This window comes from Streptomyces sp. NPDC019396 (assembly GCF_040632375.1).
Taxonomy (GTDB): Bacteria; Actinomycetota; Actinomycetes; order Streptomycetales; family Streptomycetaceae; genus Streptomyces.
This window is the reverse complement of the sequence record NZ_JBEYBS010000002.1, coordinates 396,224-419,189: the sequence shown is the minus strand read 5'-3', so window position 1 is coordinate 419,189 and position 22,966 is coordinate 396,224. Positions and strand designations below refer to the sequence as shown.

Here is a 22,966-nt window from a genome sequence, read left to right as displayed (position 1 = left end):
GAAGCCCGGGAGTCCGCCGACCAGGCCGCACTCGACGCCCAGGCCGCACGCGAGGCCGCAGCCGCGGCCGAGCAGGCCGCCAAGGACGCCCGCGCAGCCGCCACCCGCGCCGACGCAGCCGCCACCGAAGCCGAACAGGCCGCCAAGGACGCACTCAAGTACGCCCAGGAAGCTCAAGCGGCAGCCGAAAGGGCCGAAAGGCAGGGGAACGCACAGCAGATCGAGACCGGCACCATCATGGACGCCGACGGTGCCATCGGCGACATGTTCTACGTCATCGACCACATCGAGAAGCTCGGCGAACCCGAGATCCTAAAGAAGACCGACGCCTGCGACAACTGGATCGACAAGCTCGCCTACACGGGCGGCTGCACGATCACAGCAAAGATCCGGTTCAAGGCAGTCCTCGATCTCTACCTGTGCAGTCCCGAAGCGCTGGACCCAGCCATGTGCCCCGCCAGCGCAGCGACGTACCTGGGCCAGCACACGACCGACGAACAGTTCCAAGTCGTCACGCACAGCATCACGATGGCCGAGTACCAGCAGGGCATCGACCCGATCGACATCCTCTTCGGCGGCTGGATCGATTGCGCCCAGAAACTCACCCCCGGCGGCGAAGACGGAAGCTGGGGCGGATGTGCCTGGGCAGCCCTGGATGTCGTAAGCCTGTTCGCAGGCAAAGCCCTCAGGCCCATCGCCGACGCCGTCAGGGCCATGGACGCCGCCGCAAGAACCGGCATCGCCTTTGACGATGCATACAAGGCCTTGCGGGCTCTCGGCCTGTCCGACGAGGTCATCGCCGGCATCGGGTCCAGGGCACTCCAGGAGCTGGAAAAGTCGTGCAAGGACGCGCCCACCTCCATCACCCGCATCGCTCTGGCCGCACATGCAGGCGGAGGCTACTGCCCATGGCTGGAGCTGGGAGGGCCTGGCAGCTGGATGGCCGCGACGGAGAACATGTCACAAGCCGACCGCGCCTATGAGCAGTTGGTGACGGGCGGGGTCCCCTCCGGCATCTCCTACAAGGTCCCCGCAGACACGCCGAGTGGTTTCGTCAAGTTCGATGGTTATATGAACGGAACCCTCATCGACGCCAAGAACATCCACTACAAGGACAGCTGGATCAACGCCGAAGGAAAGCTCAAGTTCCCCACGGCGGAGACCCGTACCATCGTGAAGCAGGTCAAGGCCGCGAATGGCACACCTATCGTGTGGTACATGTCCGACGAGAAGACCCGAGCCGCCTTGGAATTGTGGGCGGCTGACAACAAGGTCGAGGGGATCAAGTTTGTGTTCAGGCAGGGGCAGTCGTAATGAGCTACAGTCTCAGCTTCTACAGCTTCTCGGACGGAGAGTTGTCCGAGCCGGACATGGATGTGGTGCGGTCGCTCCTTTCGCCCCATGCTGCGGCGCCCGAGAGGACGACGGGCGCCGACACGGAGTTCTGGATCCGCGCCGCTGACGGCAGTGAGGCCGAGGTAAACGTCTTCGAGAACATCATCGGTGTCGAACGCCCGCAGGTCGGCGATGTATGGAAAATCATCATCGAGCTGGCGGACCGGCTCGGGGCGGGGATCCTCATCCCCAACGGCACGTTTCTCTGCCGTGAAGATATGCGGGCACACCTACCCGAGGGAATGGAGGACGACTCCGTTTTTGTCCCGGAGATCACCCTCGAAGCTTTCGAGAGGGCTGCGGGTCCGTTCAAGCATTCGCTGACCTAACACTTAGACGAGTGCAGTGATTGCACCAGCGTTCAATTAAGGGCACGCTCGTCGCCCTGTTCGCCGGAAGTCAGCCGATCCACTGAAGGATAGGGAACGCATCGTGGTGCGGTTGCAACTCCTCTCAATTTCCACCACACCCCACCGCAGGAGAATGCGATCGAAAGACCGAAGGCTTCGCACATATGGCGAAGTTGGTTGCTTTTGCAGAAAGTGCCCGAGCGCCACTCTCCCAATCCGGCCCTTTGACTGGTACACCGAGGTTGATGTGCCCTTCTACTAGGAAATCCGCCGCGCGGTTCGCAAGTTGGTGAGCGTGTGTGGGGGCGGGTCTCACTCGCAGTGGGACCCGCCCTCACACCGCATTCAGCGCTCAAAGCAGGTCAGGGCGAGATGGGTGATCTGGAAAAAACAGCAGACGAACTAAGGGCGGCTCGCGCAGAAGGCATGGGCGCGGTGGAACTGGCCTTGCTTTCCAGGGACAAGTTGGGTTCGGCGTTCGGTGTCATCTCTTTCATCGCGGTATTCCGTGCTGCGTTTGATGTTCCGCTTCCCGTTCTTCAGCGGGCGCAAGCGTGGGAGCGGTTTGGTTGGGGAGGGGTCCAGATTTCTGACCAAGAGTTTTCCGCCCTCCTCTCGCCCTGGCTCATGGACTGAGTGCAGGGCCCTTCTTCTCACCAGTGCGGCCCCGTTACGGGCCGCACACCCGGCCCGAATATTTCCGCGGCCTCGAAGCGCACTCCTTCACGCTTCGCCCGCCCCGCAGCGGCAAGACCGCCGCCATCCGCGTACCCCCATGACGACGATGTAGCACGCCGACGGCCACTGTCACCCCACCCTTTCGACCTCAGCGTCATGTCCAGGTCTCCAGCCACGACGGCAGCGTCAGCGGACAATTGACCCACTCGACTGCGGCCCGCACTGTGCGTACTTGGGGCCTACCTCCGGTACGCGCAGTACAGACGAATGGCCCCAGAAGCATCGCGCTGCGGACCGAGAGCCGGGGGTCCGCAGGCTCTTCTCTTCCAGGGCGTCCTAGACCGTGAGAGACAGACCATGAAGCGAGGCAAGCAGTCGAGGCCCCTCAGGCACATGCCAGTGGGCCGCACTCCCTGCGAGGGGGTGCGGCCCACGGCTTTCTGCGGCTCCCGGAGGACTCAGCCGGCGTTGCCGCCGGTGAAGTAGTTGTGCAGACCGGGGACGGTCAGCGTGCCGCCGAACTGGGCCGCCTGGGTCACCTTCACGTTGGTGAAGAAGGCGAACGGGACGTTCAGGGGCGGCGGGGTGTCGGGGCTGAAGGTCACGGGGATCAGGCCGAAGAGGTTGCCCTTCAGCTCCTCCGTGTACATCGTCACCTTGCCGTTGCGGATCTTCGATGTGGAGCCCTTGTTCGCCTCGACGTGCATCGTGGTGCCGTTCGGCCCGACCACGGTCTGGTGCAGGTCCTTGATGTCGACGCCCGACGCGGTGAACTTCAGCGCCTTCTTGATCTTGCCGCTGCCGGTCTTCACCTCGACGATGCCCTCGTAGTCCAGGCCCGTCAGGGTGAGCAGGGAGCTCTCCAGCACCCAGGGGTCGTCCGGGAGCGAGGGTATGCCCGGCTCCACCTCGGCGGCCGCGAGGGCCTCCGGGTCGGCGGTCGGACACGGGAAGCGCGGCTTGGCGCCCTCCGGGATGTCCTCGTCCTTGACCGGGTCCGTGCCCTTGACCTTGTCGTCGAGCTCCTCGACCTGGGCGCCGGCCTTCTCGGCCGCGTCCTTGATGGCGTCCTTGGTCTTGTCCGTGACCTCCTCGGTCCCGTCGGCCTTGTCGCCTTCATCGGTCTTCTCGGGCTCGTCGCGCGCCGGGTCCTCGTCGTCGGACGGGCTCTCCGACTCGGACTGGTCCGCGGTGGGCTCGTCCGACGGCTCGTCGGTCGGCTGCGCCGACTCGCTCGCGGCCGGCTCGGCCACCGGTTCCTCGTCGTCGGAACCGTCGGAGCCGTCGAACAGATCCTTGATCTTGTCACCGAGACCCAGCGGGTCGAGCAGGCTCTTGGACTCGTCCGACTCGGGGTCTTCGGCGTCCTCGGCAGGCTTCGACGCGCTGTCACCCGCGTCCGCCGACTCGGAAGCCGACGGGGACTCGGCCGGCTTCGGCTCGTCCCGTGTCCGACCCGAGTCGTCCGAGTCGTCGGAGGCACCGCCGGAGGGCTTCGCCGAGGGCTCGTCCGACTTCTTGTCCGAAGACTCGTCCGACGCCTCGTCCGACGGCTTCGCCGAGTCCGACGGGGACGGCGACTCCGACTCGGACGGCTCGTCGGAGCGCGTGACGCACGGTCCCGGCGCGAAGGGTATGTCCTTGTCGTCGGCGAGGGCGAGCCTGGGAGCCAGGCTCATCCCCACGAAGACAGCGGTGGGCATGGCGGCCAGGGCCATCGCCTTACCGGCAGGCATCTGGAGCTTGGTCAGCAGTGACTTCCTCGGGGCCGCATGACGCGGACCCCTTCTGACCTCTGCCCCGTCACCCCCCGCCGTGTTCAGCGGCGTGACATCACCCGGCACTGTTCCTCCCGCCGTTGGCATCGATGGTGGTCTCGTGCGTTGTCTTCTCGTCGTGCGTGCCCCACGGCTCCGGGTCCTGGTAGGGCAGCTGCGCACCCGACGGCTCGGCAGGTACCGGCGGCTCACCCTCGGTGGCAGCCGACACATCCACGCTCCCCGGCGCCCATGCAAGGCCGAGCCCGCCGCCGATCAGGGCGAACAGGAAGCCGAAGAAGAAGCCACCCAGGTTCGCCATCGGGAGCGAGACGAGCGCCAGCAGAATCGAGGCAACGCCCGCGAAGGTCCTGACCAGGGGCTGGAACCACAGGGTGAGCCCCAGGGTGATGAGCAGCACTCCGATGATCAGCGCTCCTGAGCCTGCGTTCGTCTGCAGGGAGAGCGTCATATGGCCGAGCTTGAGGCTCGCATACGGGAAGTAGAGAATGATCATGCCGCCGAGCAGGGTGAACAAGCCCGCCCAGAAAGGCCTCTGTCCCCGCCATGCGCGGAACCGCCTGCGGAAGACGCTAAGGAAGTGCTCGTTCTGTTCCGTGGACTCGGCGACGCTCATGGAAAACAGCTCCCTGGAACTGGTCTTGCGATGTGGAGAGTTGACCGGGCGGGCGAAGCCGAGTGGCTCCCCCCGCCCGACCGGACGGAATGACCGTCAGTAGCACTCGTGGGTGCTGGCGCCCTTGTCCGTGTACAGACGCATGCTCAGGTCGCTGAGCTTGAAGGACGCAGCAGTGGTCGCCCACGCCTTCTGCTCGACGCCGTCCAGCTTGGCAACACGGGCCTGCTGGGCGAAGCCGTTCTCAAGGATCTTGTCCTTGATCTCGGGGCCCTGACCGCCCTTGCTCGCGGCGGTGTTCTTCGCCGCGACGCCGATGTCGATGTCCTCGAACGTGGCGTCACCATCGAGGTCGGTCACGTCCAGGTACAGCTTCTCGGCAACGACCGGCTTCTTCGGGTCGGTGCCTGCCGTGAGCCGCAGGGTGACCGTGCCGACGAACGGCACGTCGGTCACGACGGACTGGCACATGTCGTTGATCGTCGCGTTCTTGAACGTCGAGATCGCGACCGGGCGTGCCGTCTTGGTCTCGCCACCCGCGACATTGGTGTAACCCATGTCGACGCCGCCGTACTGGGCGAACCCAGTACCCTCAAGGTGACCCGCACGGACCTTGAACTCCTGGCCCGACACCGCGAACGAAGCCGCGAGTGCGCCCTGGGCCAGGCCCACGCCGATCGCAGCCGTGGCGGCCACGGACGGCACCATGACGACCGCGAACCGCTTCCATCTGGTCCCACCACGAACCTGGGACATATCTGTTCCTCCTTCTCGGACGTACATCTCCGGTACGGACCGGGAGGTCCGCCCTGGGATGGGAGAAGTGCTACGTCCTCGGGAAGGGGAGCACCGAGTCAACGAGCGCGAGCTGCGTCCGCTTCACCGGCGATCACCCCCGAGCGACAACCACTGGCCACGCCGTTTCGCGCAACCTCAATGGACAGGCCCCGCCGCTCAGGCAGGAACCCCCCTGTCCGCGGTCGACGCCTCTGCCGCCGACCGACCCGGTGGGGACCCAGGACCGCCTGACGCGGCTGGCTGCCGAGTGGTGCGGTGATGGACCGAGTGCGGCCGATCGTGGTGCATTCAGAGCCGGGGCACAAGGGGGTTCGTTACTCGGTAGTAACGGGCCTATAACCACGCCGCGACGCGGCGATATCGCCCAGCCACACAGGGTGCCTCACCGGCAACAGAAGGTGCGGGAATTGGTGTCCAAAACGGGACAGACCAGCGTGATCGATTTACTACGAGTAACAGCGGCCGCGTTTACCAAGTTTTGGTAAAGCGCGACCGCACTTTGTCACTCTGTCGCCAAATCGGCGACCATGCCCCGCCCCTACGGAGTCGGGGCCGTGGCCGCTGTCGGGTACGTCAGAACAGCACCCGTGCCAGCGCCGTGCGCGCGGCGGTCACTCGCGGGTCATCAGGGCCGATCACCTCGAACAGCTCCAGCAGATGCAGCCGGACGGTGTCACGGTCCTCGCCCGCCGTGCGGCTCACGGTGTCGACCAGTCGGCCGAAGGCGTCCTCGACATGCCCGCCGACCAGATCCAGGTCCGCCACGGAGATCTGCGCCTGGACGTCGCCGGGCTTGTCCGCGGCCGCCTTGCGAACGGCGGAGGCGTCCATGCCCTGGACCCGGTGCAGCAGTTCGGCCTGGCCGAGGCCGAGCTTGGCCTCCACATTGCCCGGGTCGTCGGCGAGGACGTTCTTGTACGCCCGCACCGCGCCGCCCAGATCGCCCGCGTCGAGCGCCTGCACGGCCGCTTCGAGCGCCGCGTCATACGGTCCCGCCGGGGCGGCGGGGGCCACCTGGGCGTCGCCGCCCTCGGCGTCCGCGTCGACGGTGATCCCGGTGAGGCCGAAACGCTGCTCGGCGACCTGGACCAGCTGGTCGAGGGTGTCCCGGATCTGCGGCTCGGGCGCGAGGCCCTGGAAGAGCGGGAGCGCCTGGCCCGCGACCACGGCGAAGACAGCCGGGATCCCCTGGATCCCGAACTGCTGCATCAGCATCTGGTTGGCTTCGACATCGATCTTGGCAAGCACGAAGCGGCCGTTGTACTCGTGGGCAAGCCGCTCCAGCACCGGGCTCAGCTGCTTGCAGGGCTCACACCACTCGGCCCAGAAGTCGATGACGACCGGGACTTCGGTCGAGCGCTGGAGGACGTCGCGCTCAAAACCCGCCTCGTCTACGTCGATCACGAGGCTGGAGGGAGAAACGGCACCGCTGTCACCGCGCCGGGCGGCCTCTGCACGGGCCTGCTCCGCCTTGGCCTTGGCCTCACCGGCCGCCTTCACCGCGGCGAGGTCGACGACGCCGCTCATGGACATGTTCCTAGGCTGCTGCATGGCTACATCCTCCCCCCTCCGCGCGCACGAGTGAAAAGCCCGCCTGAAGTCATATGACCGGCGGCATCACGGTCTTCGGTCGTACTGTGGCGCCTGGTCCCCACCTGGCGCCTGTGGTCGTCACCCAGCAGTGTTTTCGATACGAGTCGTAGCGTAACTCCATTACCATCGCCCCGGGCTGATTTCACCGGTGACGTGGCTCACAGCGCGCGGCAGACGTCGTGGCCCGCGGCGATCGACGTACTGGCCGGTATGGTCGCGGTCATGTGCAGCCACAGCCGTCCGAAAACCATCCGCGCCGGTCGCCCCCGCAGCGCCGAGGCGGATGCCGCCATCCTGGACGCGACCAGGGCCGCACTGGTCGACCTCGGCTGGTCGAAGCTGACACTGGGTGATGTGGCGAAGCGCGCCGGGGTGGCCAAAACCACGCTTTACCGACGCTGGGCCAACAAGAGCGAGCTCGTCGTGGACGCGGTCGCGGTGCTCTTCGACGAGCTGGAGCTGCCCGACCGCGGCTCGCTGGCCGCGGACATCGAGGGCGTGGTGCTGCAGTTCGCCCAACTGCTCCAGCGCCCGGAAGCCAAGACGGCGATGATGGCGGTGGTCGCCGAGTCGACCCGCGACGAACCGCTGCGCGAGCGCATCCGGGTCTCGATCGTGGACCGCCAGAAGCGGCTGGTCCTGAAAGGCCGCGAGCGGGCGCAGGCACGCGGCGAGCTCCCGGTGGAGGCCAGCCCCGAGGCTGCGGCCCGCACCGCGGACCTGATCTTCGACGTGGTCGCGGGGGCAGTGGTGCACCGGGCCCTGGTGAGCGGCGAACCGGTGGACGAGGACTGGGTCAGGCGCTTCACGGCGGTGCTGCTGGGCGGGCTGGGGGCGGCGGGCGGGATCGACTGAGCTACGGGGCAGGGGGCGGGCCGGATCGGCCCGGCCGGGCTGCCGCGCGAGCCGGGCTCCGGGCTCCGGCCGCCCCCCGTCGCCGGGCTCACACCTGGTAGCGCTCCGCCGCGAACAGGTGCAGGTTCTCCGCCACCCACTCCGAGGTCCGCTTCAGGCCCTCGTCCAGCGGGACTTCGGGCTCCCAGCCCGCCCACTCCCGCGCCCTCCGGTTGTCCGAGAGCAGCCGCTCCACCTCGCTGCCGGACGGGCGCAGCCGTGCCGGGTCCACCACGACCTCGGCCCTGCGCCCGGATGCGGCGATCAGCCGGGTCGCCAGTTCACCGACCGAGATCTCGTGCCCCGTACCGAGGTTGACGACCTGCCCGAGCGCCCGGTCGCAGTCGGCAGCCGCCAGGAAGCCGCGCGCCGTGTCCGTGACATAGGTGAAGTCGCGGGTCGGGCTGAGCGAGCCCAGCCTGATCCGCCGTACACCCGCGTGCAGTTGGGCGAGGATCGTGGGGATCACGGCGCGGGCCGACTGGCGCGGACCGTAGGTGTTGAAGGGCCGCACCACCGTCACCGGGAGCTCGAAGGCGTGCCAGTGCGAGAGGGCCATCATGTCCGCGCCGATCTTCGACGCCGAGTAGGGCGACTGCGGCTGGAGCGGATGGTCCTCGGAGATCGGAGCGGTCAGGGCCGTGCCGTAGACCTCGCTGGTGGAGGTGTGCACCAGCCGCCGGACCCCGTGGCGGCGGCAGGCCTCGGCGATGTTCTCGGTGCCGTTGACGTTCGTCTGGACGTACGCCCCGGGTGAGTCGTAGCTGTAGGGGATGCCGATCAGCGCGGCGAGGTGGAAGACGGTGTCGCAGCCCTCGACGGCGTCCATGACGCGCCCCGGGTCGCGCACATCCCCAGCGATCATCTCCAACTCGCCCATGCGGTGGGCGAGGTGGCCGCGTTCGGCGTACGGCTTGTAGTGGACGAAGGCCCGGACCTCGGCTCCCCGCTCGACTAGCAGATCGACGAGGGTGGATCCGATGAAACCTTCGGCTCCGGTGACGAGGACCGTGCGGTTGTTCCAGTCGTCCCCTTTCCTCCGGTCGTTCCCGTCGTTGCGATCGTCCCCGTTCTTCCGGTCGTTTCCGTCGTTGCGGTCGTTCCTGTTCTTCCGGTCGTTCCCGTTGTTGTGGCCGATGGGGTTGGTCATGCTGCGTACTCCTTGGTGTGGGAGGCGAGTTCGATGACACGAGCGGCCAGCAGGTCAGCCGCGCGGGCGTGTGGGCCGGGGTCGGCGGCCCCGCTCATCGCGGCGAGCAGGGCCGGGTCGGCGAGCAGGGGCGCTGTGAGCGCGTCGAGACGTTCGGCGGTGGTCTCGGCGTCCGGCAGCAGCAGCCCGGCCCCGGCGTCGGTCAGCACGCGCGCGTTGTGTGTCTGGTGGTCGCCGGGTGCGTGCGGATACGGGACGAGCACGGCCGGGACGCCTGTGCTGGCGAGCTCCGCCACGGTCGCCGCGCCGGCCCGGCAGACCACCAGGTCCGCCGCCGCGTAGGCGAGGTCCATCCGGTCGAGATACGGGACGGCCCGGGCGACGGGCGAGTCGCCGAGGCGGCGCCGGGTCTCCTCCAGGGCGGCCGGTCCCGTCTTGACCAGCAGATGGACGTCGGTGCGCTCGCGCCACCGGTGGGCGAGTCCGACGGCGGCTTCGGTGAGCCGTGCGGCGCCGAGACTGCCGCCGTTGACCAGCAGCAGCCGCGCCCCGTCCGGGACGTCCAGCATCCGGCGGGCGTGCTCGCGCAGTACGGGACGGTCGAGCCGGGCCAGCGGCGCGGCGATCGGCATTCCCGTGGTCAGTGCGTTCTCGCCGCCCGCCAGATGGGCGCGGCTGTGGTCGAAGGCGACGGCGAGATGCGGTGTCAGGCGGGCGGCGAACTGGTTGGCCCGGCCGGGCACCGCGTTGGACTCGTGGATCACGCTGGGCAGCGCGGCCAGCCGGGCCCCGAGGATGACGGGCGCGCTCGGATAGCCGCCCATGCCGACAGCCACCTGCGCCCGCTGCGCCCGGAGGATGGCGCGGCACTGGGCGCCGGACTTCAGCAGCGCGGCGGGCAGCAGATAGCGCCGGGCGCCGAGCGCCGGATCGAAGGGGATCATGTCGACGGTGTGCAGCCGGTACCCGGCCGCCGGTATCAGCCCGCCTTCCAGACCCCGCGTGGTCCCGACGAACGAGATCACCGCGTCGGGCACGGCGCGCCGCAGCGCGTCGGCGAGAGCGAGACCGGGGTAGATGTGGCCGCCGGTGCCGCCCGCGCCGATGACCACCGACAGGTGACGGTGCGGGGCGGGCCCCGATCCGTGTGAGGTGGGTGGTGTGAGTGGTGTGTGCATGGCCGCCACGGTCGCGAAGCGCCTTAAGAGGGTTCTAAGAGGCCGGTTTGGCAGGCTTTACCGACATGAGCACGGGCATGGCCGCAGGAGCGGTATCAGAGACCGGAGCGGGCGCGGCGCGGATCCTGGTCGTCGACGACGACCCCGAGGTGCGCGCGGCGGTCGCCGATGCCCTCACCGTCGAGGGGTACGAGGTGCGGGAGGCCGCCGACGGCCTCGCCGCGCTGTCCGGGATGGCCGCCTGGCAGCCGGACGCCCTGGTGCTCGACGTGAAGATGCCGGTCCTGGACGGGCTCGCGGTCTGCCGGCGCCTGCGGGCACTCGGCGACCGTACGCCCGTGATCGTGCTGACCGCCCTGGACTCGGTGAGCGAGCGCGTCGACGGGCTGGACGCCGGCGCCGACGACTATCTGGTGAAGCCCTTCGCCCTCGACGAGCTGACGGCCCGGCTGAGAGCGCTACTCCGCCGCACGGCACCACCGGAACCCGGGGACGGCGACGAACTGCGCTTCGCCGATCTGGTGGTGGATCCGGTCGCCCGCACCGGCAGCAGGGGCGGGCGGCCCCTGGAGTTCAGCCGCACCGAGTGCGCACTGCTCGAGCTGCTGCTGAGGCACCCCGGGCAGGTGCTGCCCCGTGAGCTGATCCATGAGCTGGTGTGGGGCCGCGACTTCGGGCCCGGTTCCAACTCGCTGGCGGTGTACGTGGGGTATCTGCGCCGCAAGCTGGAGGCAGGCGGTGAGCCGCGGCTCGTCCACACGGTCCACGGGGTGGGCTACCGGCTGGACGCCGCGTGAGCGGCGGGCGCAGGCTGGGCGCGCGCTGGCGGCGCCGCCGCCCGGTGCGGACACGGCTGGCGCTGGCCGCGTCGGCCGCGGTGGCGCTGGTCGCCGTCGGGGTGTGCACGGCCGCGTTCTTCGTCCTGGACTACGCGCTGTACCACCAGCTGGATCTGAATCTGACCCAGTCGGCCACCGTGGTGACCCAGCAGAACCGCGATTCGGGTCCGGACGTCCTGGCGGGCGAGTGCCGCTTCCTGTCGGCCCCTGCCTGCGCCCAGGTCGTCCCGGCCGATCCGGCGGACGATCCTTCCGCGCCCCCGTATGTGCTCCCGGTCTCCGCTCCGGTCCGGGAGGTCGCGGCGGGCGTGCGCGCACCGTACTTCTCCGAGTTCACGTTGTCCGGTCATCCGGCGCGGATGCTCACCACGCCGTTCGGCAAGGGCAAGGCACTTCAGGTGGCGCTGCGCGCGGACACGGTGGAGAAGGGGGTGCGGCAGGCGGCCTGGCTGCTGTCCCTGGTGGGGGCCACCGGGGTGCTGCTGGCCGGGGCTCTGGGCTACGCGGTCTCGCGTGCGGGTCTGGCTCCGGTGGCCAGGCTGACCGCGACCGCGGAGCGTATCGCCGCGACCCGCGATCCCCGGCACCGGATCGAGCTGCCCGCCGGCCCGCCGGGGCGCGAGGACGAGGTGACCCGGCTGGCCGCCACGTTCAACACCATGCTGGGCGAGCTGGAGCAGTCGGTCAGCGCCCAGCGCCGGCTGGTGGCCGACGCCTCGCACGAGCTGCGCACCCCGCTCACCGCGCTGCGTACCAACGCGGAACTGCTGGCCCGCGCGGACCGGCTCACGGACGCCCAGCGCGAGCGGGCGTCCGGGGCGCTGGCGCGTCAGCTGCGTGAGGTCACCGGCCTGGTGAACGATCTGATCGAGCTGGCCAGGGACGAGGAGCCGCATCCGCTGCTGGAGTCCGTGCGGCTGCGGCAGCTCACCGCGCACGCGGTGGACACGGCACGGGCCCACTGGCCGGGGACCGCGTTCACGTTCTGGGCGGATGAGGCGACGACGGACCTGACCCTGCCGGGCGTTCCGGCCAGGCTGTCGCGGCTGCTGACCAATCTGCTGGACAACGCGGCCAAGTTCAGCCCGCCCGGCGCGGCGGTCGAGGTTTCCTTGACCTCCGCCGATCTGACGGTCCGCGACCACGGCCCGGGGATCGCGCCGGAGGACCTTCCCTATGTCTTCGACCGCTTCTACCGGGCGGAGTCGGCACGTGCGCTGCCCGGTTCGGGTCTCGGCCTGGCGATGGCCCGGCAGATCGCACGGGCGCACAGTGCCGAGCTGACGGCGGAGAACGCTCCGGGCGGCGGTGCGCTGTTCCGGCTCACCTTCGCGGACGCCGCCGATCGCGGTCCCGGGTGAGCGGAGCTCGGGACGACGGCCCTCAGGCCACGGGCTGTCCTGACCAGGTCACGTCCCGCGCGGGCGGAGCCTCTTCGGGCGGCAGCAGACCGGCGACGACCAGCGCGGCCCGGCCCGCCAGGTACCCGGCGATCAGGTAGCTGTGGCCGCAGGAGTCCGTCGGGTGCCGGCGGCCCCCGATGACGGTGACCCGGGCGCTGGTCCCGTCGAGACCCTGCCGGATGCCCGTCCACAGCGGACCGGCGAACTCGTCGGGCAGCTCTTCCTGCGGTGCCGTGCTGAGGAACTCCCCCACCCCGCCCTCCACAGGCGGCTCGAAGTCGGCGGTGAAGTGTGCGAAGCGGCCGGCGCAGTTGATGCGGTGGTAGTGCACACGAAGGTCGCGCACGGGGACGGGAAGACCGGTCATCGCGCCACGGTAGAGCCGCGATGACCGGTCGCTCCAGCCGTTTTCACGGGCGCAGCGGGTCATGCTCCCCAATGAGCCTGGACTTTTCCGGCCAGGTCACCTTGGTGAGCTTGTGGGCTTCCACGGGCGGCAGGATCCCGGCCGTGATCAGCACGGCGCGGGCGGCCATCTGACCGGCGATCTTGAAGCCGTACTCGGATGAGTCCACGATGTGGTGCCGTCCGGCGGTGATCAGCACGTCTGCCGCGATGCCGGTGTCGCCGTCGGCGTCTCCTCCGAGCCCTTGCGCCACGCCCGCCCGGTACGCGGCCACGTACTCGTCCGGAAGGTCCTCATCGGGCACGAGGTTCACGAAGTCCGGCTCACCGGCGTCGTCCGGTGGCTCGAAGGTGGCGGTGATGTCCGCGAAGGGGCCGCAGCCGCCGACGTAGTGGAAGCGGACGCGTATGTCGCGTACGGGAATGGGAAGACCGGCCATCGCGCCACGGTAGAGGCGTGACGGCCGGTCTCTCCAGGGATTTGCGCCAGAGGGCCCGAAGGGGCTAGGTGTATTGACCACGAGCGTTGTTAACAGTGCCGGGTCTTGATCATGGCGAAGACCTCCGGTGTGGTGGAGGTGTCTAGGACTACACCGCACGGAGGTCTTCGTGTCCCACCGTGATGCCCGCCCTCCGGGCGGACAGCGCTACTTTCGAAACACGCCCTAGAAGCCCGGGGGCTCCGTGTACGTCCCCCACTCGTCCCGCAGCACGTTGCAGATCTCGCCGAGCGTGGCCTCGGCGCGTACCGCGTCGAGCATGGGCTCGATCATGTTGGAGCCGTCGCGGGCGGCGGTCAGCATGGCCTCCAGCGCGAGCTTGACGCGGGCGTCATCGCGCTTCGCCTTGCGGTCGCCGAGGGTGCGGACCTGCTCCTGCTCGACCTCGTGGCTGACGCGGAGGATCTCCAGGTCGCCGGTGACCGAGCCGTGGTGGACGTTGACGCCGACCACGCGCTTGTCGCCCTTCTCCAGCGCCTGCTGGTAGCGGAAGGCGGACTCGGCGATCTCACCGGTGAACCAGCCGTCCTCGATCCCGCGCAGGATGCCGGAGGTGATGGGCCCGATCGGGTGCTTGCCGTCCGGGTGGGCGCGCAGTCCGCGCTCCTTGATCTGGTCGAAGATCTTCTCGGCGTCGGCCTCGATACGGTCGGTGAGCTGCTCCACGTACCAGGCACCGCCCAGCGGGTCGGCGACATTGGCGACGCCGGTCTCCTCCATCAGCACCTGCTGGGTGCGCAGGGCGATCTCGGCGGCCTGCTCGGACGGCAGTGCGAGGGTCTCGTCCAGGGCGTTGGTGTGCAGCGAGTTGGTGCCGCCCAGCACGGCCGCGAGCGCCTCGACGGCGGTGCGGACGACGTTGTTGTAGGGCTGCTGGGCGGTCAGCGAGACACCGGCGGTCTGGGTGTGGAAGCGCAGCCACTGCGCCTTGTCGGTCTTGGCTCCGTAGACCTCCTTCATCCAGCGGGCCCAGATGCGGCGGGCGGCGCGGAACTTCGCGATCTCCTCGAAGAAGTCGAGATGCGCGTCGAAGAAGAAGGAGAGCCCGGGGGCGAAGACATCGACGTCCAGGCCCCGGCTGAGGCCGAGCTCGACGTATCCGAAGCCGTCCGCGAGGGTGTACGCCAGCTCCTGCGCGGCCGTCGCGCCCGCCTCGCGGATGTGGTAGCCGGAGACGGAGAGCGGCTTGTACGCGGGGATGCCGCGGGCGCAGTACTCCATCAGGTCGCCGATCAGGCGCAGATGCGGCTCGGGCTCGAAGAGCCACTCCTTCTGCGCGATGTACTCCTTGAAGATGTCGGTCTGGAGCGTGCCGTTGAGCACACCTGGGTCGACACCCTGCCGCTCGGCGGCGACGAGGTACATGCAGAAGGCCGGGACGGCGGGACCGCTGATCGTCATCGAGGTCGTGACGTCGCCGAGGGGGATGTCCTTGAAGAGGACCTCCATGTCGGCGGCGGAGTCGATGGCGACACCGCAGTGGCCGACCTCGCCGAGTGAGCGGGGGTCGTCGGAGTCGCGGCCCATCAGCGTGGGCATGTCGAAGGCGACGCTGAGCCCGCCACCGCCGGCGGCCAGGATCATCTTGTACCGCTCGTTGGTCTGCTCGGCGTTGCCGAACCCGGCGAACTGGCGGATGGTCCAGGTCCGCCCGCGGTAACCGGTCGGATACAGACCGCGTGTGAAGGGGTACTCGCCCGGCCACCCGATCCGCTCGAAGCCCTCATAGGTGTCGCCGGGCCGGGGCCCGTAGGCCGGCTCGACCGGATCACCTGAGAGCGTGGTGAAGTCGGCGTTCCGCTTCTTCGCGGTGTCATAGCGGGCCTGCCAGCGGCGGCGGCCCTCGTCGATGGCGTCAGCATCCATGCTTCGAATTTACTAGGACGTCCTAGTAAATGTCGATGGCAGACCGCCGCACGTGTGTACGGCGGTGGTGGCGGGCCGCTCGTCGCCTGCCGGCGGCCCGCTCGGCTACGCCTTGACGGGGGCGGGAGACGCGTCCGCGATCAGCGGCTCGACCTCGCGGACGACGTTGCGCTCCACGAAGAAGGCGGCGGTCGGGATCGTGCCCGAGAGCAGCACCCACAGCAGCTTGCCGAACGGCCACTTGGCCTTGGAGCCCAGGTCGAAGGCGAAGATCAGATAGATGATGTAGAGGATGCCGTGGATCTGGGAGACCGCGAAGGTGACGTCCTCACCCATGTCGAAGCCGTACTTGAACACCATGCAGGTGCACAGCACAAGCAGCATGACGGCGGTGACGTAGGCCATCACCCGGTAGCGGGTCAGCACGCTCTTCTTCATGGCGCCGAGGGTATCCGCCCGCTTTGGGAGATCTTTCCGGGGGGTCGGGAGACCTGTGTCACGGGACCGGGAGATCGGAGACCTGCGTCACGCCCCCAGGGGCTCACTTCTCGTCGAAGTCGTTCGCGGCGACCCTCAGCGGGCGCAGCAGCGCGAAGATCTCCGCGCACTCCTCGGCGTCGTACGCCCCGAGCCCGAAGTCCATCTCCATCAGTTCACGGGTCGCCGCCTCGACCACCTCGCGGCCCTTCTCCGTGATGGAGGCGAGGGTGCCCCGGCCGTCGTTGGGGTTGGGCCGCTTGGCGACCAGACCGGACCTGACCAGGCGGTCGACGGTGTTGGTCACCGAGGTCGGGTGCACCATCAGGCGCTCGCCGATCTTCGACATCGGCAGCTCACCCGACTTCGAGAAGGTGAGCAGCACCAGCGCCTCATAACGGGCGAAGGTCAGCCCGTACGGCTTCACGACGGAGTCCACCTCGGCCAGCAGGATCTGGTGCGCGCGCATGATCGAGGTGATCGCGGCCATCGAGGGCACGGGGCCCCAGCGCTGCTGCCAGAGTTCGTCGGCTCGGGCGATGGGGTCGAAGGGGAGGCTGAGCGGCTTCGGCACGGCAACGACCATACCCACTGGTCATATGGTGGTCAGCCCCGTCTCGGACTTCGGTACCCGATCTTTCCGCAGCCTGATGGCGAGCACGAGTACGCAGACGGCACCGAGCGCCCCGGAGCAGGCGATCGCATGGTGCACGGGAACGAACTCCGCCGCGAGGCCCGCCGCCGCCATACCGAGGCCCTGGAGCGTCATCATGCCCGCCGTCAGCAGCGTCATCGCCCGGCCGCGCAGCTCGTCGGGCACGGCGGCCACGTACCACTGGTCGAGGCCGAGGCCGTAAGCGGAGGCCAGCCCCGCCAGCAGCAGGACGAGCACGGCGAGCGACAGGCCCGGGCGTACCGCGTACGCCAGCAGCGGCAGCAGTGAACAGACGGCGAGGGGCAGCACGGCCCGGGAGCGGGCCGCCGCGCTCAGGACGGAGCCGGCGAACAGCTCACCGGCGACATGGCCCACCGGCATCGCGCACATCAGCACTCCGAGCGCGACACTTCCGGCACCGATCCGGTCGGCGTACGGGGCGGCCAGCGCCTCCGGCGCCACGGCGAACATCGGCGGCACCCAGAACAGCAGAGTGAGCAGCCGCATCCGGCGGTCCCGGAACACCAGTCGGGCGCCCTGAAGGGATTCGCGGAGCAGCGCCCCGCTCCCACCCGCCCGGGCGGGCCTGCGGACCGTCCCGAACCGCAGCAGCGCCCCCGAGCAGAGAAAGGTCACGGCGGTGATCGCGATGGCGCCGCGTGCGGGTACCAGGGTCAGCAGCACTCCCCCGACACCGAACCCGACGAGCTGGGCGCTCTGCGCCACGATCCGCAGCAGCGAACGCCCGAGCACGAAGTGCTCTCCCTGCCCGAGGATGTCGGCCAGGGTCGCCATCCGCGTCCCGTTGAACACGGGGGCCACGGCGGCGACGGCACAGCGCAGCACGAGCAGCCCCGCGACCGGGGTCATGGGCAGCACCATCAGAGCGACGCACCCCGCGCAGACGAGGTCGCAGAGCACCAGCACGCGCCGGGCGGGGTAGCGGTCGGCGACGCCTGCGAGCAGCGTGCCGCCGACGAGATAGGGGAGGAAGCCGAGGGCGAAGGTGAGGGCGCTCAGCAGCGGCGACCCGGTCAGGTCGTAGACGAGCACGGTCAGAGCGATCTCGCTGACCACGACCCCTAGCAGTGAGAGGGTGTGCGCGGCGAACACGGCCCGGAACTCGGGGACGGCGAGGACACCGGTGTATCCGGCTGGGGCTGCCGGGGCTACGAGCTGATCGGTCATGATCGCAGCCTGCCGTCGCGGCCACCCTGCCCCTAGACTTTCGGCTGGGTACGAATCTTGGCGGCTCACATTCAGGGGGGCGGGGTGCCGTTCACACTCCACTTCGGCGAGGCCGATCTGCTCCGCTGCCGGTTCGCGCTGTCACCGCTCTGGGAGACCCATGAAGCGGTGCGCACCCTCGCCCGGCCCGAGCGCCACGGCTACCACCTGCCATGGCTGCGCCGACTGCGCGGAGCGCTGGCCACCGATGACGGCCTCGATTTCACGCCGCTCCTGCTGCTGATGCCACGCCGGGGCCACAACCCGGACTGCCTCTACCCGCCGCCCATCGGACCCGCCGCCACCTTCGAGGAGGAGATCGCCCGGGTCAGGGCCACGGATCCGGAGCTGGCACGGGACGACCTGGCGCGCGCCCTGGCCGACGCGGGCACGACGGACCGGCCCGAGGCACGGGCGATGCTCGCGGACCCGGCAGGTGCGCTGCGGGAACTGGCCGCACTGATCGAGCGGGCCTGGCGGACCCTGGTCGCCCCGGACTGGCCCCGGCTCCGGGCCCTGCTGGAGGCGGACATCGCGTACCACTCGCGGCGGCTGGCGGAGGTGGGCCTCGAAGGGCTGCTGCGGGAGCTCCATCCCCGGCTGGAGTGGGACGGTACGTCGACCCTGACCCTCGACACCGCGAGCAGCCACCACCGCGATCTGGACGGCGCGGGCCTGGTGCTGATGCCCAGCGTCTTCTCCTGGCCCGACGTGGTCAGCGGCTTCGACCCTCCATGGCAGCCGACCCTCGTCTACCCCGCCCGCGGCATCGCCGGCCTCTGGTCCACCCCGTCCGCCCGCACCCCGGAAGCCCTGTCCCGCCTCCTCGGCCGGGTACGCGCGGAGGTCCTGTGCGCCCTGGACGAACCCGCCGGCACCACAGCCCTGGCGCACCGCCTGGGCCTCGCACCGTCGAGCGTCTCGGCACATTTGTCGGTCCTGAGGGACGCGGACCTGCTGCGCTCTCGGCGCTACGGACACCAGGTGCTCTACGAGCGCACTCCGCTGGGCATCGCACTGGCGGCGGCGCCGGGCACGGACTGAACGCGGAGAGAGGGCTCCCGATCCGGGCTGTTCGGCACCTGTCTTCGCCCACCTGCAAGCAGCCTTGCCTCAGACACCCGACGAAATCACTGACCTGCCGAACTACCGCACGGGATACACCAGGTTTACCGTGCCCCGATGCCGACCAGAGCTCCTTGTTCAGGGTGCGTCGAGTGAAATCAGCGGCGCAACGACTCGATCAGGGCGCCGCGGGCCGCCGCTGTGCGGGTCGCTCGGTAGTAGAGCCGTTTATGGGAGGAGTAGCGCCACGGAACAGCGCCAACGTATCCGTCCACCTTGCGGAACTGTTCCAGCGCTTCCTGGCGGCGGCCCTGTTCGTACAAGCAGTGAGCCAGCAGATGACGCACCTCCGGCAGGCGCGGGTGTCCGTCGGCCGCGTCTACGTCTCCCAGTGCAGCATCCACCATGGCGCGGACTTCGGAGGAGCGATAGCCAAGCACCTCAGTGCGCTGGGCAAGGATGGTCTCGTACCAGGCGAACAGAGGCAGCGCGGCCATCAGGCTCCCTCTGGGCGCCCCGCTGGAGGCCTGTCGTGCGAACGTGCGCGCCAACTCGTCGGAGCCGCGCCACTTGGCGCTCCAGTACTGGACGGCGCTGAAGTGAGCCTCGAAGTGATGAGGTGCCCGTGCGGCGATGTCCGCCCACAACTCGCGCATCTGCTGGTGGGAATAGCCGAGGCCGAGCGCCGTCCAGATCTCCGCGACGTACGGGGTGGGGTCGTCGGGATTGAGGGTGGCCGCAACCGCTATCTCCTCGCGGGAGGCCATCAGCTGCCGGTGGAAGCGCCTCATTCGCCGAGCGGGTGTCTGACGGGCAAAGGCCGCACCGCGCAGCTTCCACGCGTAGTGGACCCGGGCGCGTGCTTTGAGTAGTGCCACATCTGGGTCACCGGGACGGGCTGCATCCCAGCCCCGCAGCCACCGGCCCCCTATTCGTCCAGTGAGAGATGACAAGTGCTCGGCGTAGAGGGCACGCTGCCCCAGTCCTGGCCGGCCCCGGCGAGCAGCTCCGCAGCCGGCTTCCAGGCGCCGAGGTGGGCGGCGGCGAGCGCGCGTCGCAGGTCGGGATCGGGACCCGCGAGCTTCCCGTTCTGGGGCCGCAGAGGGAAGAGCAGGAACCAGATGAGGGCGCCACACACCAGTAGGCCAACCGCGATGTCGTCACGTGTCACGTCGGAATGCCGTTTCTGGTGTGAGAGGCGTAGGGAGCAAGGGCACGCCAACGGCGGGACAGCGCCGGCCTCGGGCGAATGAGCCGAGTCCCGTTACTCCAGCCTGGCGTGGTGTCGGCGCGGACCGCCCTACCTCGACCCGGCATGGACCACTCAACCGGCTCATCCGGACTCCTCCGCGTCCAGCCGGCGACGGGCATCGCAAGCGCACCACAGCAGCGAGCCCCCAACTCTACGAGCATGTGTTCCCCCTCAGATCGGGAGGACACTAGAGCATTCGGACGAGTGTCGTCAGATCCCTTTCCGGCGATGACAGACGCCCGCCCGTCCCGAGAAGCGGCGCGCTTCGTTCCGTCATCCCGGCCGGAGCCCCGCATTGCCTCGGTGATCCGCTGGAGCACGGGCGCACTTGACACTCCCGCCGTACGCTGGTGAAGCTGATCCGGCTATGAGTGGATCTCAACTCCCGCAGGATCACGAGCCCTTCACCGAGGAATCAGCAGCTCGGGCACTGCGCGCGGCAGTCCGAATCATCGGTGCGGCTCTACCCGCCGACATTCGCCTACTGCGGCTTGGCGAAAACGCCCTCTTCGTCAGTCCAACACTGAGCCTCGTATACCGGGTCGCCCGCTCAGACGCCTTGATCGAGAAGGTCGAGAAAGAGCTGGCGACAGCGGCTTGGCTGCTTTCACAGGGGTATCCGGGGCTACCACCCCGGGACGACTTGCCCCAACCCGTCAACGCGGAGGGGCGCCTCGTCACCTTCTGGGAGTACGTGCCGCCCAGCGGGACGCCTGCCTCCTTCACCGATCTGGCTGTGTTGCTGCGTGAACTCCACGCGCTTCCGCCACCGGACTTTCCTGTCCCTGACCTCGATCCCTTCCCTGTCATGCGCCTGAGGCTCGACCGGGCGTCCGAGGACAACGGCAACGGCGGTGTCCCGGAGAAGGATCTGGAGTTCCTGAGCGCGGCGTGTACAAGCGTCGAGGCCGGCTTCAAGGACTTTGTATCCTCGGATCCGACCAGGGGTCTCATACACGGTGACGCTCACCGTGGCAATGTCCTGCGCCGCCGCGACGGTGTCGCGTTGCTTATCGATTTCGAGGCCGTGGCCCTGGGGCCACGGGCCTGGGATCTCATGCCCACTGCCATGGCTGTGGACCGTTTCGGGCTCGACCCTGCGGAGTACGCGGAGTTCTGCGACATCTACGGGGCCGACGTCACGAAGGATCCTGGATATCGCGTCCTGCGTGCGGTCCGTGAGCTCGGAATGACGACGTGGCTGATGCAGAACGTATCCCACTCCTCGGCAGCAGCCCAGGAGTTCACCGTGCGCATGGAATCACTGAGGAAGGGGGACCATGCCGCGCGCTGGCATGCCCGCTGACCCCTCCCAGCCGCAGCCGATTCCGTTTGCACCGGATCTGCTCAACCCGGATCGGAGACCTGGCTCGCCAAGGGCGCTCTACGACCCCTATGCCTCACGAGACGGGGTCCGGTTGACCACGGTGTACGCGACATCGTGGACGTATGCGCCGGGGCAGGCGGCAGACGAAGGGCCCTCATCGCTCCCGTCCGCCCTACTGAACCTGGGCAGACTTGCTGTCTCATATGACCGGCACGCCGACCAATTACCCAGGGTGTTGCACCGCCACAAGCTGGACGTCGCCACCTTCCGTTCCAGGCGCTGGAACAGTGTGAGCCGTGACGCCCCCACGGCGGCGATGCTGTGGCAGTTCATAGCCCCTTCCGGCCAGATCCTGCTTGCTCTCACGCTGGATCTGGCGGTGTCACTACTCGACTGCATCCCCCTGCTCGAGGATCTGTACTACGCGGACGTCAGCTTTGGAGGTGCGGGACTGGAGGGACTCGCCGCCACGCGCATCGGCGCCGCATCCTCGCCACTGCTGCCCGAGCGGCATCAGTTGGTGTTCCACGCTTCGCCGACTCCTGAGGACGTTCCACCGCCCGACATCGTCCAGCGCATCATCTACCGGGCCGACCTTCCCGTTCGTGCCGGACTGGACGCGCTCTGCGCACCGGACGAGCTCAACCGTCGCCCCACGACGTCCGGCAGTTTAGGTCCTTATGTGAGCCTCCTGACAGGCCATCAGGACTACGTGGAGAATGCGGCGTTCCTCTCCGCCGTCCAGGCCGTGGCATCCGCTGCGCGGCTGCGTGAGATCCGGCTACTGGCAGAGAGGTACGTGCGTCGCTTCCGCACCCGTCCGGAGAATGTACGCCCGCACGAGCGCCGAGCGGTCCTGGAGCACATCACAGGAGCCCAGAGCCATCTTGAGCTCGAGCTCGGCTACAGCGTCGAGATCCCGGCGGACCTGGCCACGCTGATTCCCTCCCTGCGGCCGGCCTCCTACCACTCCGCCCTGTACGAGGCGATGGGACTGACCGAGCGGGCTGCTGCCGTCAGCCAGACATTGCAGCGTCTCGGCAACGCCACGGCGGCAGAGCTGACCGCCGTCGAATCGGTCGAGCAGCGGGCTGCTGACCGTCGGCGGGTACGGACGGTGGCGGCAGTCACTTTTGTGACAACGGTGACGGCAACACTTGGTCTGCTGTTCGCGTTCTTCGGCATCAACGCGGCCGAGGTGGACGAGCGCCGCTCGATGTTCGATCCGGCCTACGCTCCCGTGTATGCGCTGATCAGCACGGTACTCGTACTCGGATTCCTGCTCTACGCGGTGGTCCAGGCGTTCGACCGGACCGTCCTTCGACGCGCCACCGCTCCGATGCCGAGCTGGCACGGCACACGGGGGCTGCTCGCGACTGAGCTGGGCACGGCGCTCCTCGACGAAGGCATCTTCCAGGTACCGCCACAGAGACCGCCTGTGACTGACCGAGGACAAGTCAGCCCCGAGCCGGGCAGGACTCCTGCACCGCCCACGCCATGACGTCAGCGGCGACCGGCGG

The 22,966-nt window shown here is 68.8% G+C and carries 22 protein-coding genes and 1 pseudogene; 9 read left to right on the top strand and 14 right to left on the bottom strand.

Going from position 1 to position 22,966, the window contains the following annotated elements:
• From ABZ532_RS03950 to ABZ532_RS03940, 3 genes and pseudogenes are all read left to right on the top strand, one after another.
• A pseudogene (locus ABZ532_RS03950) lies at window positions 1-1,314 on the top strand (virulence factor); the annotation flags it as partial.
• Window positions 1,314-1,724: a hypothetical protein gene (locus ABZ532_RS03945; protein ID WP_361279393.1), complete on the top strand. Its 411-nt coding sequence runs from the start codon at window positions 1,314-1,316 to the stop codon at window positions 1,722-1,724. The pseudogene ABZ532_RS03950 and the gene ABZ532_RS03945, both read left to right, overlap by 1 nt.
• A gap of 393 nt (window positions 1,725-2,117) precedes the next feature.
• Window positions 2,118-2,381: a hypothetical protein gene (locus ABZ532_RS03940; RefSeq protein WP_361279391.1), complete on the top strand. Its 264-nt coding sequence runs from the start codon at window positions 2,118-2,120 to the stop codon at window positions 2,379-2,381.
• A 500-nt stretch (window positions 2,382-2,881) separates the two neighbouring features.
• On the opposite strand, the gene ABZ532_RS03935 is transcribed toward ABZ532_RS03940, so the two are convergent.
• From ABZ532_RS03935 to ABZ532_RS03920, 4 genes are all read right to left on the bottom strand, one after another.
• Complete coding sequence (locus ABZ532_RS03935) at window positions 2,882-4,159, bottom strand: hypothetical protein (RefSeq protein ID WP_361279389.1); 1,278 nt, start codon at window positions 4,157-4,159, stop codon at window positions 2,882-2,884.
• Window positions 4,160-4,256: 97 nt separating this feature from the next.
• The gene (locus ABZ532_RS03930) at window positions 4,257-4,817 is read right to left on the bottom strand and encodes a DUF6114 domain-containing protein (RefSeq protein WP_361279387.1); all 561 of its coding nucleotides are present in this window, start codon (window positions 4,815-4,817) and stop codon (window positions 4,257-4,259) included.
• 96 nt (window positions 4,818-4,913) lie between these two features.
• A complete protein-coding gene (locus tag ABZ532_RS03925) occupies window positions 4,914-5,573 on the bottom strand; it encodes a DUF6230 family protein (protein ID WP_361279384.1) in 660 nt (219 codons plus the stop codon).
• A 615-nt stretch (window positions 5,574-6,188) separates the two neighbouring features.
• A complete protein-coding gene (locus tag ABZ532_RS03920; protein WP_361279382.1) occupies window positions 6,189-7,166 on the bottom strand; it encodes a tetratricopeptide repeat protein in 978 nt (325 codons plus the stop codon).
• Between the two features lie 264 nt (window positions 7,167-7,430).
• Here ABZ532_RS03920 and ABZ532_RS03915 point away from each other — a divergent pair, with 264 nt between their 5' ends.
• Window positions 7,431-8,063 carry a TetR/AcrR family transcriptional regulator gene (locus tag ABZ532_RS03915; RefSeq protein ID WP_361279380.1) on the top strand — a complete coding sequence of 211 codons (633 nt, stop codon included), beginning with the start codon at window positions 7,431-7,433 and terminating at the stop codon, window positions 8,061-8,063.
• 88 nt (window positions 8,064-8,151) lie between these two features.
• Here the strand turns inward: ABZ532_RS03915 and ABZ532_RS03910 are convergent, their stop codons facing one another.
• Window positions 8,152-9,252, bottom strand: coding sequence for a GDP-mannose 4,6-dehydratase (locus tag ABZ532_RS03910; RefSeq protein WP_361279378.1), 1,101 nt, complete (start codon window positions 9,250-9,252; stop codon window positions 8,152-8,154).
• Entirely contained in the window at window positions 9,249-10,430 is a 1,182-nt protein-coding gene (locus ABZ532_RS03905) for a UDP-N-acetylglucosamine--N-acetylmuramyl-(pentapeptide) pyrophosphoryl-undecaprenol N-acetylglucosamine transferase (protein ID WP_361279376.1), read from the bottom strand. Before ABZ532_RS03905 ends, ABZ532_RS03910 begins: the two co-directional genes overlap by 4 nt.
• Before the next feature lie 65 nt (window positions 10,431-10,495).
• On the opposite strand from ABZ532_RS03905, the gene ABZ532_RS03900 reads away from it, so the two are divergent.
• Both ABZ532_RS03900 and ABZ532_RS03895 read left to right on the top strand, forming a co-directional pair.
• A complete protein-coding gene (locus ABZ532_RS03900; protein WP_361279374.1) occupies window positions 10,496-11,227 on the top strand; it encodes a response regulator transcription factor in 732 nt (243 codons plus the stop codon).
• Window positions 11,224-12,630: a HAMP domain-containing sensor histidine kinase gene (locus ABZ532_RS03895; protein ID WP_361279371.1), complete on the top strand. Its 1,407-nt coding sequence runs from the start codon at window positions 11,224-11,226 to the stop codon at window positions 12,628-12,630. The genes ABZ532_RS03900 and ABZ532_RS03895 overlap by 4 nt, the downstream gene beginning before the upstream one ends.
• Window positions 12,631-12,652: 22 nt before the next feature.
• On the opposite strand, the gene ABZ532_RS03890 is transcribed toward ABZ532_RS03895, so the two are convergent.
• The 6 genes from ABZ532_RS03890 to ABZ532_RS03865 form a co-directional block, all read right to left on the bottom strand.
• Window positions 12,653-13,039, bottom strand: a complete 387-nt coding sequence (locus ABZ532_RS03890) for a hypothetical protein (RefSeq protein WP_361279369.1) — start codon at window positions 13,037-13,039, stop codon at window positions 12,653-12,655.
• A 43-nt stretch (window positions 13,040-13,082) separates the two neighbouring features.
• Window positions 13,083-13,517, bottom strand: a complete 435-nt coding sequence (locus ABZ532_RS03885) for a hypothetical protein (protein ID WP_361279367.1) — start codon at window positions 13,515-13,517, stop codon at window positions 13,083-13,085.
• Window positions 13,518-13,742: 225 nt separating this feature from the next.
• Window positions 13,743-15,443 (bottom strand): methylmalonyl-CoA mutase family protein, encoded by a 1,701-nt coding sequence (locus ABZ532_RS03880; RefSeq protein ID WP_361279365.1) that lies wholly within the window; start codon window positions 15,441-15,443, stop codon window positions 13,743-13,745.
• Between the two features lie 105 nt (window positions 15,444-15,548).
• Complete coding sequence (locus ABZ532_RS03875) at window positions 15,549-15,881, bottom strand: DUF3817 domain-containing protein (RefSeq protein WP_361279363.1); 333 nt, start codon at window positions 15,879-15,881, stop codon at window positions 15,549-15,551.
• A 103-nt stretch (window positions 15,882-15,984) separates the two neighbouring features.
• Window positions 15,985-16,494 (bottom strand): MarR family transcriptional regulator, encoded by a 510-nt coding sequence (locus tag ABZ532_RS03870; RefSeq protein WP_361279361.1) that lies wholly within the window; start codon window positions 16,492-16,494, stop codon window positions 15,985-15,987.
• 21 nt (window positions 16,495-16,515) lie between these two features.
• Window positions 16,516-17,763, bottom strand: a complete 1,248-nt coding sequence (locus ABZ532_RS03865) for an MFS transporter (protein WP_361279358.1) — start codon at window positions 17,761-17,763, stop codon at window positions 16,516-16,518.
• 84 nt (window positions 17,764-17,847) lie between these two features.
• On the opposite strand from ABZ532_RS03865, the gene ABZ532_RS03860 reads away from it, so the two are divergent.
• Window positions 17,848-18,846 (top strand): DUF5937 family protein, encoded by a 999-nt coding sequence (locus ABZ532_RS03860; protein ID WP_361279355.1) that lies wholly within the window; start codon window positions 17,848-17,850, stop codon window positions 18,844-18,846.
• Window positions 18,847-19,025: 179 nt separating this feature from the next.
• Here the strand turns inward: ABZ532_RS03860 and ABZ532_RS03855 are convergent, their stop codons facing one another.
• Together ABZ532_RS03855 and ABZ532_RS03850 are read right to left on the bottom strand one after the other, a co-directional pair.
• Complete coding sequence (locus ABZ532_RS03855; protein WP_361279353.1) at window positions 19,026-19,658, bottom strand: hypothetical protein; 633 nt, start codon at window positions 19,656-19,658, stop codon at window positions 19,026-19,028.
• A 137-nt stretch (window positions 19,659-19,795) separates the two neighbouring features.
• Window positions 19,796-20,038, bottom strand: coding sequence for a hypothetical protein (locus ABZ532_RS03850; RefSeq protein WP_361279351.1), 243 nt, complete (start codon window positions 20,036-20,038; stop codon window positions 19,796-19,798).
• Window positions 20,039-20,486: 448 nt separating this feature from the next.
• Here ABZ532_RS03850 and ABZ532_RS03845 point away from each other — a divergent pair, with 448 nt between their 5' ends.
• Window positions 20,487-21,425 (top strand): aminoglycoside phosphotransferase family protein, encoded by a 939-nt coding sequence (locus tag ABZ532_RS03845; RefSeq protein WP_361279349.1) that lies wholly within the window; start codon window positions 20,487-20,489, stop codon window positions 21,423-21,425.
• Window positions 21,426-21,681: 256 nt separating this feature from the next.
• Window positions 21,682-22,947 carry a hypothetical protein gene (locus tag ABZ532_RS03840; protein WP_361279347.1) on the top strand — a complete coding sequence of 422 codons (1,266 nt, stop codon included), beginning with the start codon at window positions 21,682-21,684 and terminating at the stop codon, window positions 22,945-22,947.
• The last annotated feature ends 19 nt before the right edge of the window (window positions 22,948-22,966 follow it).